The organism is Xenorhabdus thailandensis (assembly GCF_037996785.1).
Classification (GTDB): domain Bacteria; phylum Pseudomonadota; class Gammaproteobacteria; order Enterobacterales; family Enterobacteriaceae; genus Xenorhabdus; species Xenorhabdus griffiniae.
In genome coordinates this window covers 118562-134692 of sequence record NZ_JBBMXF010000013.1, presented here as the reverse complement: position 1 = coordinate 134692, position 16131 = coordinate 118562, and the positions used below count along the sequence as shown (strand labels likewise).

The window sequence follows — 16131 nt, the reverse complement described above, 5'->3', positions numbered from 1 at the left end:
AACTTTAAGTTGCAGCTTGCAAATCAATGTGATTATTTATATCTCCCCGCTATGCGGGGAGATATAAGACGCATCTTGAAAGGTGGTTGGTATATCTGCTAATTATTTTCATAACCAGCTGTTCTGCTATTTTCCTGATTTATCGTTTTCTTAATCTATTGTCCTGATGTATTTTTCAAATATATAGGATAGATTGGTTTTTAACCAGTTTATGCCGGCAATATCACGACCTTCCCAGGCACTCAATAGAACTCGTTCATCGAATAAATTTTCGGCTTCATGGGATAATGGCCAATAGCTGATATGCCACGGTTCATAAGCTACACCTGCATCGTGGCGCGTAAAAGGACGGTAGAAATCATATTGGGACATATTTTCTGTCAGCCAATGGGTTAATGGCTCAAAGTATCCGCCGTTTTCATACTCCCACGGTTCTAGCTGCAATTTGTTACCTTCTGGTAGCAGAAAGGGATCATAAATATCCAGCTCCGTACCCCAATGATGACGGCTTGCTCCTGGCAAGGCTGACCAACGAAGAATGGCTTTACAACGTTCCCCTTCATCCATTTTCAAGATATCAAGGGGCTGGCTATTTTCATCTAATACTGGCCGCTGACCGCGGAATTTTTCATTCCAGATAGTTTGTTGGCGTGTGAAATCGCGAAACGAACTGGCAGGTTGCAGCTTAAAACCTGCTTTGGCAGCGGCTTTTTGCATGGCAAGAAACGCTTTGGTGGCATTAAACTGCAAACGGTGATTGCCGGTCAGCGTAACCAGGTGATCCGTGGACAGGCCAGTCAAAGTTTCAGATGTCATCATTGGATTAATTGCTCCATGATACGTTGATAAATAAGGCTCAATGTTTGTAAATCAGTTACTTTGACACATTCATTGGTTTTATGGATGGTGGCATTAATTGGCCCCAATTCCACAACCTGAGCTTCCATTCTGGCAATAAAACGCCCATCTGATGTACCGCCACTGGTTGATAGCTCGGGTTTATAACCACAATAGTGCTCAATGGATCCCACTACAGTGTCAACAAGCTCCCCTTTGCAGGTCAGGAAAGGCTGGCCTGATAACCACCAGTCAATCTCATATGTTAGATGATGCTTTTTCAGCATATCTTCAACCTGTTGGCGGATCTCGCTATCTGTCAGTTCAGTGCTGAAACGGAAATTAAATTGCACCCACAGTTTACCGGGAATAATGTTATTACTGCCGGTTCCTGCCTGAATATTGGCGATTTGCATACTTGTGGCAGGGAAAAATGCATTGCCGTTGTCCCACTGAGTATTGACGAGTTCTTGCAGAAAAGGCATGGAACGATGGATAGGATTATCTGCTAACTGTGGATAAGCAACATGCCCTTGGGTGCCAAAGATAGTTAAGCTGGCAGTGAGTGATCCCCGTCGTCCATTTTTGATCATATCTCCAAGGTATTTCTGGCTGGATGGTTCACCCACCAGGCAATAATCCAAACGTTCATGGCGGGACATTAACGCTTCAACCACCTTAACTGTCCCATTGGTGGCTTTGGCCTCTTCGTCGGAGGTGATCAGAAAAGCCAGACGACCTTTATGCGCAGGATTTTCTGCGACAAAACGTTCAGCGGCAACCACCATTGCCGCCAGAGAGCCTTTCATATCTGCGGCGCCACGGCCATACAGCATTCCATCACGGATAGAAGGTTCGAAGGGCGGGGTTTGCCATTGTGAGATATCGCCAGCAGGCACCACATCGGTGTGTCCAGCAAGAGCAAAAGTCACTCCGGTGCCACGATAAGCCCAAAAGTTCTGGGTATCGCCAAAAGGCATTCGTTCTATTGTGAAACCGATGTCTTGCAGGCGCTGGATAAGCAGTTCCTGACAACCTTGATCATCTGGGCTGACAGAAGAACGCTTGATTAACTGCTGAGCAAGGTCAATTACCGGACAAGTCATGATGCTCTCCTCATCTAGTCATGCGAGAAAAATTGTTGATATTGTTCTGCCTTGAAACCGAGTAAATACTTTTCTGTTCCTGCGCTTTTTGAATTTTCTGAGCCTGAAACCAATAGAGGGCGTTTTATGATTGAAGGGTGCTCCAGCATGAGCGCCTTGGCAGCATCTGCATTGTTAATCGTGGCTTTTTGCTCATCGGGCAATTTGCGCCACGTTGTGCCACGGGTATTCAGGAGCGATTCCCAGCCAACTTGCTCAATAAATGATTGAAGTAATTCAGGGGATAGACCATCCACCCGATAATCATGGAATTGATAAGGTATTTTTTGATCGTCTAACCAACGACGCGCTTTTTTTATGGTATCGCAGTTTTTGATACCGTAGAGAATGGCTATTTTGTGAGAAAGGGTATCTGAATGAACAGGGGTATTTGACATGATGAGAGCCTTGATTTTGTCTTGTTCAACATATCCGACATAATGCGGGAAATTGGCCATTTTATCCAGATAACGCGTTTTTTGCGCATACTTTCTGCCTGCTTTTCCTGGCATTGCTGCTTCGGGTGTTTAAATTATCGACAAATGTGTATTTTCTTCATTGAAAGTAATAAATTTATAGATAATACCCTTATTTATTATATGTAAAATTAATTTTATTCTAATTAATTTATAATTCTTGATAACTCACAATTTCCCCATCGGTAAAAATGAGGGAAATTGTGTTTCGTATTGGGGCGTTAAGCAACAAGCCAATGTTAAATGAACTCTGTTTTTCTGTGTTTTAGATAGATGATAGTGGCTTCGAGGCGGGAACGTGATTTAAGCTTTTTCAATAAGTTACGGGTGTGGACTTTCACCGTTTCTTCTGAAATAAAAAGGAAATCAGCAATTTCTTTATTTGTCATTCCTTCTGCAATTTCTTTTAAAACATCTAATTCACGTTTGGTTAATTTTGATAACGGATCAACATAAAGATGGCGAGTGGATAAATATTGATGGGCTTTTTCACTGAACACAGCATGACCATCGATAGCTTTTTTTATGTTGTTCAATAAAGAGGTAAGCTCGATATCTTTTAATAAATAACCATTCGCACCGGCATCAACTGCGTCGTAAATATCACTTCTGTGATCTGAATCGGAGAGTACGAGGATATAAGAAGTAAGCCCTTTACGGCGAAGAGATTTAATCGTATCAATCCCTGAAAGGCCATTGATTTTCAAATCCATCAGAATAATATCAGGTTTTATTTGGCAAGCAATATTAATTGCGTCTTCACCATTGCCAGTTTCGGCAGTCACAATGAGTTCTCGTTCTAATTCAATCAACCCTTTTAAACCGTGACGAATGATTGGGTGATCATCAACTATCATGACTGAATGATTATGCATATTCTTTCTCCCCACATAGAAATGCAGATTTATGTTTAATAAAACATAAAAGACAGATTTCTGTTTTATGTTAAATTGCTGTGTAATTTTTATGGAGTATATTGAATCATCGTTAATGAGATTCTGGAAATATATCCTGATATAAAAATAGAAATGTCGCAAACAGGTTTAACCACTTAGATGAAATGAAATTCACTTTCATAATAAAATGTGTTTCCTTAATTGCTAATCATTTTCCAAATAAATTTGGAGGAATATTTTATAGATTAAGTTTTGTTTTTGTAAACTTATTTTAAATATTAATTTAAAAATATATCATTAATTAATTTATCAGTTTATTAATTGGCGGTAAAATACCTCAATGTGGGTATCCATGGATAATATCCATATAATATTAATTAACGTAAGGCCAATCATTTGTTTGTTTTTTGCACCTTGATTTTAAGAGGGATGAACAAAATGCTGCTGACATCATGATTTAACTTTCCGTAACTATTATACTGGAGCGGTTTTTACTAAGACATGACGCGTAAGGGATCTGATGATGGATGAAAAATTAAAACAAAGCGCTCTTGATTTTCATGAGTTTCCACAACCTGGAAAAATCACGGTTACACCAACCAAGCCACTGACAACGCAACGTGATTTGGCATTGGCATACTCACCGGGTGTTGCTGCACCTTGTCTTGAAATAGCAGAAGATCCTTTGGCGGCGTATAAATATACAGCACGTGGCAATCTTGTTGCGGTTATCTCTAATGGCAGCGCTGTATTAGGATTGGGTAATATCGGTGCATTAGCCGGTAAACCTGTTATGGAAGGGAAGGGCGTTCTATTTAAGAAATTCTCTGGTATTGATGTTTTTGACATCGAAGTGGATGAATCCAATCCTGACAAATTGATTGATATCATCGCAGCGCTGGAACCTACTTTTGGCGGAATCAACCTCGAAGATATTAAAGCACCGGAGTGTTTCTATATTGAGCAGAAGCTCCGTGAGCGCATGAAAATTCCGGTGTTCCACGATGATCAACATGGTACAGCCATTATCTGTACCGCCGCCGTGCTGAATGGATTGCGGGTAGTTAATAAAGATATTGGCAAAGTGCGCATGGTGGTATCGGGGGCTGGCGCCGCCTCAATTGCTTGTATGAACCTGCTGGTAGCATTAGGTTTGAAACGTGAAAATATTGTCGTCTGTGACTCAAAAGGGGTTATTTATCGTGGCCGCGAAGAGAACATGGAAAAGACCAAGGCGGATTATGCTATTGAGGATAATGGCAGCCGTACATTGGCAGATGTGATCCCTGATGCTGATATTTTCCTGGGATGTTCCGGGCCAGGCGTATTGACACAAGACATGGTGAAAACCATGGCAAAAGCTCCGCTCATTATGGCACTAGCCAATCCAGAGCCAGAAATTTTGCCACCATTGGCAAAAGCAGTACGCCCTGATGCCATTATTTGTACTGGCCGTTCTGATTTCCCTAATCAGGTGAATAACGTTCTTTGCTTCCCATTTATTTTCCGGGGCGCATTGGATGTTGGGGCCACAACCATCAATGAAGAGATGAAACTTGCCTGTGTGCACGCCATTGCTGATCTTGCACTGGCTGAACAAAGTCAGGAAGTTGCTTCCGCTTATGGCGATCAAGACCTGTTCTTTGGTCCCGATTACATCATTCCAAAACCCTTTGATCCGCGCCTGATTGTAAAAATTGCACCGGCGGTAGCGAAGGCGGCGATGGAATCAGGTGTGGCAACCCGACCTATTACCGATTTCGGGGCATATATTGAGAAACTCAATGAGTTTGTCTATAAGACCAACTTATTTATGAAACCAATCTTTTCCCAAGCCAAAAAAGAGAAGAAACGGATTGTATTGGCAGAGGGGGAAGATGTTCGTGTGCTGCATGCGACCCAAGAACTTGTCTCCCTTGGGCTGGCATTCCCTGTCCTGATTGGCCGTCCTAGCGTTATTGAAATGCGGATTAAAAAGCAGGGACTGCATATTGAAGCGGGTAAAGATTTTGAAGTGGTGAATAATGAAAATGATCCACGTTTCAAAGAATATTGGCAAGAATATTATCACATGATGAAACGCCGTGGTGTCTCGCAAGAGCAAGCACGTCGGGCAGTGATTGGTAATCCAACGCTGATAGGCGCAATCATGGTACACCGTGGTGAAGCGGACGGCCTGATTTGCGGTACTGTTGGCAGTTATGGTGAACATTACCAGATTTTGAAAGATGTGTTTGGTTTCCGCCAGGGAGTGCATACGGCAGGCGCTATGAACGCCTTGATGTTACCGACAGGAAATACATTCATTGCCGATACTTATGTCAATGAAGATCCAAGCCCAGAAGAGTTGGCAGAAATTACGTTGATGGCGGCTGAAACTGTTCGCCGTTTTGGTATTGAACCTAAAGTAGCCCTGTTATCACGTTCAAGTTTTGGCTCTTCGGACTGTGATTCTGCGCAAAAAATGCGTAAGGCACTGGCATTGGTTCAGCAGATAGCTCCATCACTTGAAATTGACGGTGAAATGCACGGTGACGCTGCGTTAGTGGAAAGTATCCGCCGCGATATCATGCCAGACAGTCCGTTGAAGGGAGCTGCAAACCTGTTAATTATGCCAAATATGGAAGCGGCGCGTATCAGTTATAACTTGCTGCGTGTCACCAGTTCAGAGGGGGTAACAGTTGGCCCAGTCTTGATGGGGGTTGCGAAACCTGTTCATATCCTAACACCGATTGCTTCTGTACGCCGTATCGTGAATATGGTGGCGTTGGCGGCGGTTGAAGCACAAACAGCACCGCTGTAAAAATAACATTTGTCAATTCCCTGCCTACCGTGAGTTTGGGATAAGTGAGTAAACTACCCTGTTAGGTTTGTGCTTAACAGGGTAATTTTTTATAAATGATTCTCATTATCTATAATATGCGGGCAATTTTTCTTTGAATGATTAATAGTTATGCAAATGTTTACCCGTATAAAATCGACTCTTTTGATCGGTTCTCTTCCGTTTTGAGCGTGAATATGCTGATTTTGTCTGGTTTATACCCAACGTAAGTAAAAATATAACTAAATAATAGTAAGTATCACAAGGAAGTGGACTTACCAACAAATAAAAATAGTTTTCATTTATATATTGAATTGATTATCATTCACTTCCATTCATTATTGACATAATGTGCTATAAGCGATGTTGACGTACACCACGTATCAAAATGCTCACTCTGGTCATGCGGCAAAATCTTTTCTCGCTGCGATTACACTTCATGCCTTGTTCGTAGGATGGCTGGTCTACAAACCAAAGGATGTGGATTTTGAGGAGTTTCTTCCTCCTCCGGCGGTGATGGTGGAACTGTCAGTGCAGACAGAAGCGTTGCAAAAAATACAAAAACAACCAATTGGCATTGAGCAGCAGCTATCTGTTGCCAGCAAGCCGCAGGAGAGCAAAGTTGACAAAATTAACATGCCAAAATTGGATGTAAATGAAAATGCCCTGCTGTTGGTGGATAAGCAGAAGAAAAACAAGAAAGAACAAGATGCACCGAAGAAAATTCAGCCTGTTAAGCGAGTGAAAGCGAAAGAGCAAGAAAGTGAAAAATCCCACAGTAGTGCTGCGCCAGCAACCAGCCATGCGATGGCCGATAATGTGACTGAACGTACCGCTGCATCCTATGAGAGCAATTCTGATGCCATTGCCGATGCCAAAGTCGTTTGGCAGGCAGAGGTAGCCGGACACTTAAACCGTTATAAAAAATATCCAGAAGATGCCCAGAGAAGAAGACGAACAGGGCGCCCGATGGTGAAATTTACGGTTAACCCATTGGGTGTTGTGATTAATAGTGAACTTACTCGACGTTCAGGAACTAATTCACTGGACAAGGAAGCCAGGATGGTGTTGGAAAGGGCACAGCCTTTGCCTAAGCCACCTGAAGCCATTTTAACTAATGGCAGTGTTACGGTTGAACTGCCAATAGATTTTTATTTATCTCAATAAAAATATAGTGTTAACGGCATATCACAGCATATATAACGCTGATCTAAACGGGGCGCGTAATATTTTAGTGGCAGGGCATACCGTGCTAGCTGGTGGAGGAGCGGTGCGGCCAAGCCGTTCGTTGAAGCAGGAACCCACCGAAGTGAGTCAGATTTCCGTCTAAACACCGTAGGGATCCTCGTCCTTCAGGGCGAGGAGGGTGTCAATCATTGATAATCAACTATAACTTTCATTTCACGCCTTACTGGACAAGGAGTGTGATTTCTTTCACGTTTTATGTTCGAATAAGGTAAAAATAGGAAATATTCCTAGTTCAATTAGGACCATAGCTCAAGCCAATCTTCCTCTAGTTTTCTAAACTGGCCAGATAATAACTATATCTGCAAAATTATATTTACGAAAACTATAACTACGAAAATTTCTGCTTTCATGCGATTTGCCTTTTTCATTCTCACCTGCTTCAAAAAAGGCTCTTTTTCTCGTAGTTATCTAAGGATTTCAAATGCTTAAGATTCTAGAACAAATTCGTAAGCCAACACTGGATCTGCCAGTGGAAGTACGGCGTAAAATGTGGTTCAAGCCCTTTATGCAGTCGTATTTGGTCGTTTTTATTGGCTATATGGCTATGTATTTGGTACGTAAGAACTTTAACATAGCCCAGAACGATATGATCTCGACTTATGGTCTGTCGATGACGCAGCTTGGGTTGATAGGGTTAGGTTTTTCTATTACTTATGGTATTGGTAAAACTGTCGTTGCTTATTATGCTGATGGCAAAAATACCAAACAATTTTTGCCATTTATGTTGATCCTGTCTGGCATTGCCATGTTAGGGTTTAGCATGAGCATGGGAAATTCTGGCATCAGTATTTTCCTGATGGTGGCATTTTATGCGTTGAGTGGCTTTTTCCAAAGTATAGGTGGGCCGGCCAGCTATTCCACCATTACGAAATGGACGCCCCGTAACAAGCGTGGAACCTATCTGGGTTTGTGGAATATGTCACATAATGTGGGGGGAGCTGCTGCGGCTGGGGTTGCACTCTTTGGGGCCAATTATTTCTTTAATGGTCATGTGATAGGGATGTTTATTTTCCCTTCAATTATTGCCCTGATCATTGGTTTCATTGGATTGCGTTATGGTAGCGATTCTCCAGAAAGTTACGGCTTGGGTAAGGTAGAAGAGTTATTTGATGAACCTGTCAGCGAAGAAGATATCGCGGCAGAAGAAAACCAGATGACTAAACGTGAGATCTTTGTTGAATATGTATTAAAAAACAAAGTCATTTGGCTACTCTGTTTTGCCAATATCTTCCTTTACATCGTGCGTATTGGTATCGACCAATGGTCAACTGTGTATGCGTATCAGGAACTGGGACAATCAAAAGAAACCGCCATCACGGGTTTTACCATGTTCGAAATAGGGGCGCTGGTAGGGACATTAATGTGGGGATATTTGTCAGACTTGGCGAATGGCCGCCGTGCCTTGGTTGCTTGTGTCTCGTTAGGGTTGATTATTGTTTGTCTTGAATTCTACCAACATGCAACCAGTGAATACATGTATTTGGGTTCCCTGTTTGTGCTCGGTTTCTTGGTATTTGGTCCACAGTTATTGATTGGTGTGGCGGCTGTTGGCTTTGTACCGAAAAAAGCGATCAGTGTGGCTGATGGTGTTAAAGGAACATTTGCTTATTTAATCGGTGACAGCTTTGCCAAGCTCGGTTTGGGAATGATTGCTGATGGTGTACCTGTCTTTGGTTTAACAGGGTGGAAAGGGACATTTGTTGCCCTGGATACTTCAGCATTTGTATGCCTCTGTTTGCTTGCTTTGGTGGCTATTGCGGAAGAGAGAAAGATCCGAAAAGCTAAGAAAGCACATTAAACCAGACTAAAAACTTACTGATGCTGCTGTATATCCACAGTAGCATCTTTTCATCATTTTTTACCCTAATTTTCTATCTATTACGTACTATTGCGAAGCCATATCAATAAGAGTAGTTTAGTCGAATGCTTAACTCGATAATAAATGATGATGATTAAAGTCGCATTAGTTGATGATCATGTTGTTGTACGTTCAGGATTCGCGCAGTTGCTGAATTTAGAGCCTGATATTGAAGTCGTGGGAGAGTTCAGTTCATGTGCTGAAGCCAGACAGGGTTTACCGGGATCGGGTGCAACGGTTTGTATTCTTGATATTTCCATGAAAGATGAAAGCGGGCTTTCACTGCTGAAAGATCTTCCCTCAGGTATTAGCTGTATTATGCTGAGTGTGCATGATTCTGCCACTATGGTGGAAAATGCCTTGAAAGCAGGTGCGCGTGGTTATCTTAGTAAACGTTGCAGCCCGGATGAACTGATTCAAGCGGTGCGGACGACCGCCAATAATGGCTGTTATCTCACGCCGGACATTGTACTCAATTTAACGTCATCAAAGAGTAATCCGTCTTCATTAGAATACCTGACTAAACGAGAACGACAAGTTGGAGAGATGTTGGCGAGTGGTATGGATGTTAAAGCTATAGCAGCTGAATTGGGATTAAGCCATAAAACCGTACATGTCCATCGAGCCAATGCGATGAGTAAATTAGGGGTAACGAATAACGTTGGTTTGGCGAATTATTTTGCCACTAGTGATCTTTAATGCGTCAATATCTGATCAATTCATTTTGCGGCTGGCTATTGTTTTCTTGTTGGTGGTTCTGCTTATGGGTCATTGCCTACTATTTTGTCAATGATTCTGAATTGGCCATCCTATTTTTTCCTTTTGCTTTACGCCTCGGTATTGTTCTCCATACCCCCAAGCGTTATTGGACGACTATTTACAGCGCAGAATGGGGGCTTACCATTTGTTTGACGATCCTAATGGGACAACTACAATGGTTGACGGTGTTAACGGCTAGCATGGCCAGTTTTCCTCTTGTCTGGTTTGCCAGTCGCTATTATTGTGGCAATCAATGGCAGCGATTTGCAGTCATGGCTGGTATTATTCTGACAACATCCATGATTAATGTGGTGGCGATCAGTAATCATAATTCTGCTTTGAATATTGCATTTTTGGTGAGTTTAACCGGTGGTGTCATGTTAGTTCCTTTGTGCTATTTAGTATGGCACTATTTGTTCCAAAATATTTGGTTTCCTCTGACTGCTAATCTTGTATCACATCGTATTCAGTTTCACCTGAAGCACATTATTCTTTATAGTTCATTGTTTATAATAAATATTTTTCTTCAAGTCGGTCTGCCGAATGAGTTGCGTTATTTTGCCCCGTTTTGTCTGGCCATTCCTATTATCTTGTTGGCTTTTCGTTACGGCTGGCAGGGGGCGGTGGTTGGCACTTTGCTAAACAGTATTGCCTTGATTGCCGCGCGCAATGGTGTCTCAAATAATGGTATTTCGAATATAGAGATCACGGATCTCTTGTTATCATTGTTGGCTCAAACGCTAACGGGGATCATGCTGGGAATGGCGGTGCAGCGTCAGCGTGATCTTAATGCACAATTAAAGCGTCAACTTCATTGCAATCACAGCTTGTCCCGTCAATTGGTGAAAGCAGAAGAATCGGTAAGGCGGGAAATTGCGCGTGAACTGCATGATGAAATTGGCCAGAATATTACCGCTATTCGTACTCAGGCCAATATTATCCAGCGGGTAGAAGTTGCACCGATTAGCGCTAATTGTGCGAAAACTATCGAATCGTTATCCCTCAATGTTTATGATACAACTAAAGGGTTACTTAGTCGGCTGCGGCCTAAAATTCTTGATGACCTCGGTTTGAAAGAGGCTATTGAACAATTATTGCGGGATATGGAATTTGCATCCCATGGCATATTGGTAAATGTTTATTGGGAAACGGATTCAGCTATGGCAATTGCGCAACTAAGTGACACCACCCAAATTACGTTATATCGCCTTTGTCAGGAAGCGCTGAATAATGCCATGAAATATTCTCAAGCGGATCGTATTGAATTACATTTTTCCATCAACGGGATGATCCATGTATTAATCAGAGATAATGGTATTGGCTGTAAGTCTGAGGATCATATGAAAGGGTTTGGCTTACGTGGTATGCGGGAACGTGTGCAGGCGCTGGGTGGAACGTTCTCAATTCACAGTGAAAAACGACACGCTGATTCGACATCTTCGGGGACGGACTTGTCTATCACTTTGCCTAAACTTTAAAATACGCTTATGACAGCTTTTTCTCAATCCAGGCCGATACATGACGAGCCGCTATCTGCTGAAGAAATCCGGCAACAGTATCGCTACTGGCGCTTGCATATCATGCTGAGTCTTTATGTGGGATATGCGCTGTTTTACTTTACCCGTAAAAGTTTCAACTATGCGATGCCTGCCATGATAACCGATCTCGGCCTTGATAAAGGTGAGATTGGCCTGATTGGAACCCTGTTTTATGTCACTTATGGTTGTTCCAAATTTCTTTCCGGCATTATCTCTGATCGCTCCAACCCGCGTTATTTCATGGGAATCGGGTTAATTGCGACAGGGATCATTAATATCTTTTTTGGTCTGTCCAGCTCGATTGTGATGTTTACCTTTTTGTGGATATTAAATGCGTGGTTTCAGGGCTGGGGTTCGCCACCTTGTGCTAAATTGCTCACCAGTTGGTATTCTCGCTCAGAGCGTGGTTTTTGGTGGTCTTTATGGAATACATCACACCATACAGGCAGTGCTTTGGTTGCGTTGTTTATCGGTTTCTTAACATTACATTTTAGCTGGCGAGAAGGGTTTATTGTGCCGGGCTGTTTAGGTATTTTGGCCGGAATTTTTTTATGCTGGCGGTTACGTGACAAACCTACAACAATGGGGTTACCGACCATTGGCCAATTTCGTGATGATCATTTAGAAAAAATACAGGAAAATCAAGGGCAAGGGCTAACGACCAGAGAAATACTGAAAACCTATGTTTTTGGCAATAAATATATTTGGTTGCTTTCATTGAGTTACGTTTTGGTCTATCTCGTCCGTACGGTTATTAACGATTGGGGAAACCTCTATCTGACAGAATATCACCATTATGATTTAGTGAGCGCGAACGCTGTATTATCACTTTTTGAAGTGGGGGGATTTATGGGTTCGCTGGTGGCAGGCTGGGGATCGGATCGCGTGTTTGGCGGTAATCGTGGGCCGATGAATTTGATATTTGCGATGGGTATTTTCTTATCGGTGGCTGCCTTATGGCTGATGCCTATGACTGATTTGATTTTTCAATCCATTGGCTTTTTCGCCATTGGTTTTTTTGTTTTTGGCCCACAATTGTTGATTGGTATGGCTGCGGCGGAATGTTCCCATAAAGATTCAGCGGGGGCGGCGACGGGGTTTGTCGGCCTTTTTGCGTATACGGGAGCTGCACTTGCTGGTTATCCTTTTGCCATTATTTTAAAATATTATCATTGGAAGGGGGTATTTATCACTATTTCTGTTTGTGCTGTATTGATAGGTTTATTATTACTGCCATTCCTGCAAGCCCAGTTTCCCAGGCAGAAAATGCAGGATTAATGGGTAGTTAAAATTTATTAAGAAGGTGCATGTCGATTACACCATTCTTCCCTGGTTATTTCCCAGAACTCACAAGCATATTTTCCTGAAACGTACTCTTTTTCTTCCACTTTTATCAGCTTTTCACCTTGTGCTAATGAGATTTTTTTCGAACCGTGGTTAATACTGGCTTTTTGTGTTCTAAGAACGGATTTCCCCAGTACGTGAAACCAATAATCAGTCACTTTCTCACAGGCTTCGCGCATCAATCCTTGGCCTTGATGCTCCAGGGAAAGCCAAAACCCTCGGTTATTATCTTGCCGGTCATGTAACCCGATCACTCCGATGAGTTCATCGGGATGTTTTTTTATCCGAATAGACCATAGCCAGGCTTTTCCTGATTGTATGGCGGGAAAAGCCACCTTTTTAACAAAGTATTCTGCACCATCATTGGGATAAGGCCAGGGGACTGCACTGCTATCTAAGTATTTGACAACATCCCAATGAGGAAATTTTTGCTGAATTTGAATAGCGTCGTCATAAGCGAGTTTTTTTAATAGAAGCCGTTTGGTCTCTAGATTATCGTATGGCATATCATCCCCATTTGTAATGAAAGTGTTATTAGATGGTAAAAATAAATAGGGTGTTGAGAATAGTCAATATAATTTCTTTAACGCAGTCAGGCAGTGGAGTGTCACGTTTAAATTTCAAAAGCATGGAGTTTAAAAACGTATATATCAGAAATATGGTATAGTACGCCCCCTGATTTTCCCTATCCGTCGGAATGTTATGTCTTATCAATGTCCTTTATGTCACACACCTTTACTGTTTACTCACCACCAATGGCGTTGCGAGAATAATCACCAATTTGATTGTGCAAAAGAAGGGTATGTCAATTTACTGCCCGTTCAGCATAAACGCTCAAAAGAGCCTGGGGATAGTGTGGAGATGATGCAAGCGAGAAGGGCATTTTTGCACTCAGGCCATTATCAGATCCTGCAACAAAAAACGGTTGAGTTGCTTGATGAATATTTACCAGAAAAGGCTGAAACGTTGCTGGACATTGGTTGTGGTGAAGGTTATTACACCGCTGCGGTTCAAGAACAGCTGAATCTTCAGCGGAAATTGGCAGTGTTTGGATTGGATGTGGCGAAAGTCGCAATTCGTTATGGTGCCAGGCGTTATCCCGACGTTAATTTCTGCGTAGCATCTAGTCACCGGTTGCCATTTGCGGACAGTTCACTGGATGGTATTTTGCGGATTTACGCTCCCTGCAAAGCGGCAGAATTGGCCAGGGTAATGAAAACAGAGGGGATCGTCCTGACAGTAACACCAGGGCCTCGTCATTTGTATCAATTGAAAGAGCTTATTTATCAGGAAGTGCATTTACATCCTGAGAATCAGGAACAATGGGAAGAATTTGAATTAATTTCAACCGAAACGTTGGCCTATACCATGTCATTAAATGGTGAACAAGCACATAATTTATTGCAGATGACCCCTTTTGCCTGGCGGGCATCAGAAGAGGTTAAAACGCATTTGATATCAAGAGAACAGTTTGCTTGTGAAGCAGATTTTACGTTAAAAATATATCGACGTATTTGATAATAAAATAATTGCTGTCATCTTATAAACCCTATAAGTATGATGACAAGGGAACAAATCTCCGGAATATAACGAACTATACCAATCTAACTTCAAGATGCGTGTGATTTCTCCCACTTTGCGGGGGAGAAATCAGGTTTCATATTGTGTTGTAAATTGCAACTTGAAGTTTAATGCGTATATATCCGGAGTAAATTGAGTTAATAAAATAATAACCTTATTCCGCATACCAGAATAATTTAAGATGTTCGAATAATATATTGAAGCCAATGGCAATTAAGACCAATCCCCCAACTAACTCGGCTCTTTTACCCAATAGCGGGCCAATATAACGACCAATTAACATGCCTAATGTGGCCATAATCATAGTCATCAGGCCAATTGTCATGGCTGTGTGGAGAATATCAACTTGTAAGAAGGCAAGGCCGACACCCATTGCCATAGCATCCAGACTGGTTGCAATTGCAGTGAGAACCAATGCCGTTGAACTATGGCGTTGAGGAGTCGCTTGATAAGGCGTTTCAGGTTCACGTTTGAAACTATCAATTATCATGCGGCAACCAAGGATCAGGAGCAAGAAAAAGGCAATCCAATGATCCCATTCCATAATATATTGGCTGGCATACAGGCCCAATGACCAACCGATTAAAGGCGTACAGGCTTCAACCAAACCAAAGATGATACCTGTACGGATAGCTTCGCGAAAATGAGGGCGGTGAAGGGCGGCCCCTTTTCCTACAGCAGCGGCAAAAGCATCCATGGAAAGGGCAAGCGCGAGAATAAGTGTTGCATAGAGATTCATCAAAATAGCCTCGGTTGGGTGATTCCATACACACACAACACACCCCCAACCAACGGCGCTGTTATGTGTCTATGGTCTTGCCAACCGATTTATCCCCGTATCTTTCAAGCTGCGAATTTGTTAATTGTCACTTGAAATATAACGGGAATATAAAAACCTGGATGTTATTAGGTTCTTTAGGTATTCGTACCACGTTTTATTTTAAACGAGTATGTTGATACGAATTTTCCAGAGATTTTCTGGAACAGGCTACTCCCCAATGACTGCGACGGACAATATCATATTAAGAATAAAAGGCAAAAATATTTTGCCATAATTTTAAATATGAAAATGATAATGCTTATCGTTATCTATATCTGTTTTAGGAGGAAAATAAGACCAATATGAATTATTGATCTTATTTAATCGAATCTGCCAAGTTTAATCATCTGTTGTTAACCAGAAATTGATAAATTTTTTCTAAGTCATCCAGCTTTGTGACGGATATATATATTTTGTTTTGCCCTAAATCCATCATCAGAATGCCGTCTTCAGATAAATTCATTGCGTTAATCTTTTCATAAGAAAAGAAACGGTTGGCATAATAAAAACCCTGTTTTTTGAATATTAGTTTTGGTGAGCGAATATAACCTAAATATAATGTCACCAGGATGATAAATGTTAATAAATAGGTCGTGAACTGACTGCCATGTGATGTGACATTATTGTAAATAATAATAGCAATCAAAATGATAAATATCAGTGCATCAAGCCGCTGTTTTCTTTTGAGTTTGATATTTAACAGCGTTTTTCCTTTGAGCTGATTGATAATAAATTCATCATAAATCGCAAAAGCGAGCATTAATACAATTAAAACTATTAGAATAATATCATTCAAACTCATTTTTAA

14 protein-coding genes and 1 riboswitch are annotated in these 16131 nt (G+C 41.7%); of the genes, 7 read left to right on the top strand and 7 right to left on the bottom strand.

All coding sequences use genetic code 11. The annotated features are described in order from the left end of the window. Positions 1–150: 150 nt before the first annotated feature. The 4 genes from AAC853_RS14135 to AAC853_RS14120 all read right to left on the bottom strand — a co-directional run bounded on the left by AAC853_RS14135 (position 151) and on the right by AAC853_RS14120 (position 3333). Complete coding sequence (locus tag AAC853_RS14135) at positions 151–819, bottom strand: M15 family metallopeptidase (protein WP_340614914.1); 669 nt, start codon at positions 817–819, stop codon at positions 151–153. Then, entirely contained in the window at positions 816–1943 is a 1128-nt protein-coding gene (gene dapE / locus AAC853_RS14130) for a succinyl-diaminopimelate desuccinylase (protein ID WP_338882579.1), read from the bottom strand. Before dapE ends, AAC853_RS14135 begins: the two co-directional genes overlap by 4 nt. Before the next feature lie 14 nt (positions 1944–1957). Then, the gene (locus tag AAC853_RS14125) at positions 1958–2380 is read right to left on the bottom strand and encodes an ArsC family reductase (protein WP_340614981.1); all 423 of its coding nucleotides are present in this window, start codon (positions 2378–2380) and stop codon (positions 1958–1960) included. Positions 2381–2697: 317 nt separating this feature from the next. Further along, positions 2698–3333, bottom strand: coding sequence for a response regulator (locus AAC853_RS14120; RefSeq protein ID WP_338882577.1), 636 nt, complete (start codon positions 3331–3333; stop codon positions 2698–2700). A 544-nt stretch (positions 3334–3877) separates the two neighbouring features. Here AAC853_RS14120 and maeB point away from each other — a divergent pair. The 6 genes from maeB (at position 3878) to uhpC (ending at position 12856) form a co-directional block, all read left to right on the top strand. Beyond that, positions 3878–6157, top strand: coding sequence for an NADP-dependent oxaloacetate-decarboxylating malate dehydrogenase (maeB, locus tag AAC853_RS14115; RefSeq protein ID WP_338885576.1), 2280 nt, complete (start codon positions 3878–3880; stop codon positions 6155–6157). 381 nt (positions 6158–6538) lie between these two features. Continuing rightward, positions 6539–7342 carry an energy transducer TonB family protein gene (locus AAC853_RS14110; protein WP_340614913.1) on the top strand — a complete coding sequence of 268 codons (804 nt, stop codon included), beginning with the start codon at positions 6539–6541 and terminating at the stop codon, positions 7340–7342. A gap of 502 nt (positions 7343–7844) precedes the next feature. Beyond that, positions 7845–9221, top strand: coding sequence for a hexose-6-phosphate:phosphate antiporter (gene uhpT, locus AAC853_RS14100; protein ID WP_338882574.1), 1377 nt, complete (start codon positions 7845–7847; stop codon positions 9219–9221). 150 nt (positions 9222–9371) lie between these two features. Beyond that, positions 9372–9980, top strand: coding sequence for a response regulator transcription factor UhpA (uhpA, locus tag AAC853_RS14095; RefSeq protein WP_340614980.1), 609 nt, complete (start codon positions 9372–9374; stop codon positions 9978–9980). Further along, a complete protein-coding gene (gene uhpB / locus AAC853_RS14090) occupies positions 9980–11518 on the top strand; it encodes a signal transduction histidine-protein kinase/phosphatase UhpB (RefSeq protein WP_340614912.1) in 1539 nt (512 codons plus the stop codon). The genes uhpA and uhpB overlap by 1 nt, the downstream gene beginning before the upstream one ends. Positions 11519–11527: 9 nt before the next feature. After that, positions 11528–12856, top strand: a complete 1329-nt coding sequence (gene uhpC / locus AAC853_RS14085; RefSeq protein WP_340614911.1) for an MFS transporter — start codon at positions 11528–11530, stop codon at positions 12854–12856. 17 nt (positions 12857–12873) lie between these two features. On the opposite strand, the gene AAC853_RS14080 is transcribed toward uhpC, so the two are convergent. Beyond that, a complete protein-coding gene (locus tag AAC853_RS14080) occupies positions 12874–13428 on the bottom strand; it encodes a GNAT family N-acetyltransferase (RefSeq protein ID WP_340614910.1) in 555 nt (184 codons plus the stop codon). A 196-nt stretch (positions 13429–13624) separates the two neighbouring features. Between AAC853_RS14080 and rlmA the strand changes: the two genes are divergently transcribed. After that, the gene (gene rlmA, locus AAC853_RS14075; RefSeq protein WP_340614909.1) at positions 13625–14440 is read left to right on the top strand and encodes a 23S rRNA (guanine(745)-N(1))-methyltransferase; all 816 of its coding nucleotides are present in this window, start codon (positions 13625–13627) and stop codon (positions 14438–14440) included. 217 nt (positions 14441–14657) lie between these two features. Here rlmA and mntP read toward each other — a convergent pair whose 3' ends face one another. After that, entirely contained in the window at positions 14658–15242 is a 585-nt protein-coding gene (gene mntP, locus AAC853_RS14070; RefSeq protein ID WP_338885574.1) for a manganese efflux pump MntP, read from the bottom strand. 129 nt (positions 15243–15371) lie between these two features. After that, positions 15372–15514: riboswitch (yybP-ykoY riboswitch) on the bottom strand. A gap of 152 nt (positions 15515–15666) precedes the next feature. Next, positions 15667–16125 (bottom strand): DUF986 family protein, encoded by a 459-nt coding sequence (locus AAC853_RS14065; protein WP_338882568.1) that lies wholly within the window; start codon positions 16123–16125, stop codon positions 15667–15669. Positions 16126–16131 lie beyond the last annotated feature (6 nt).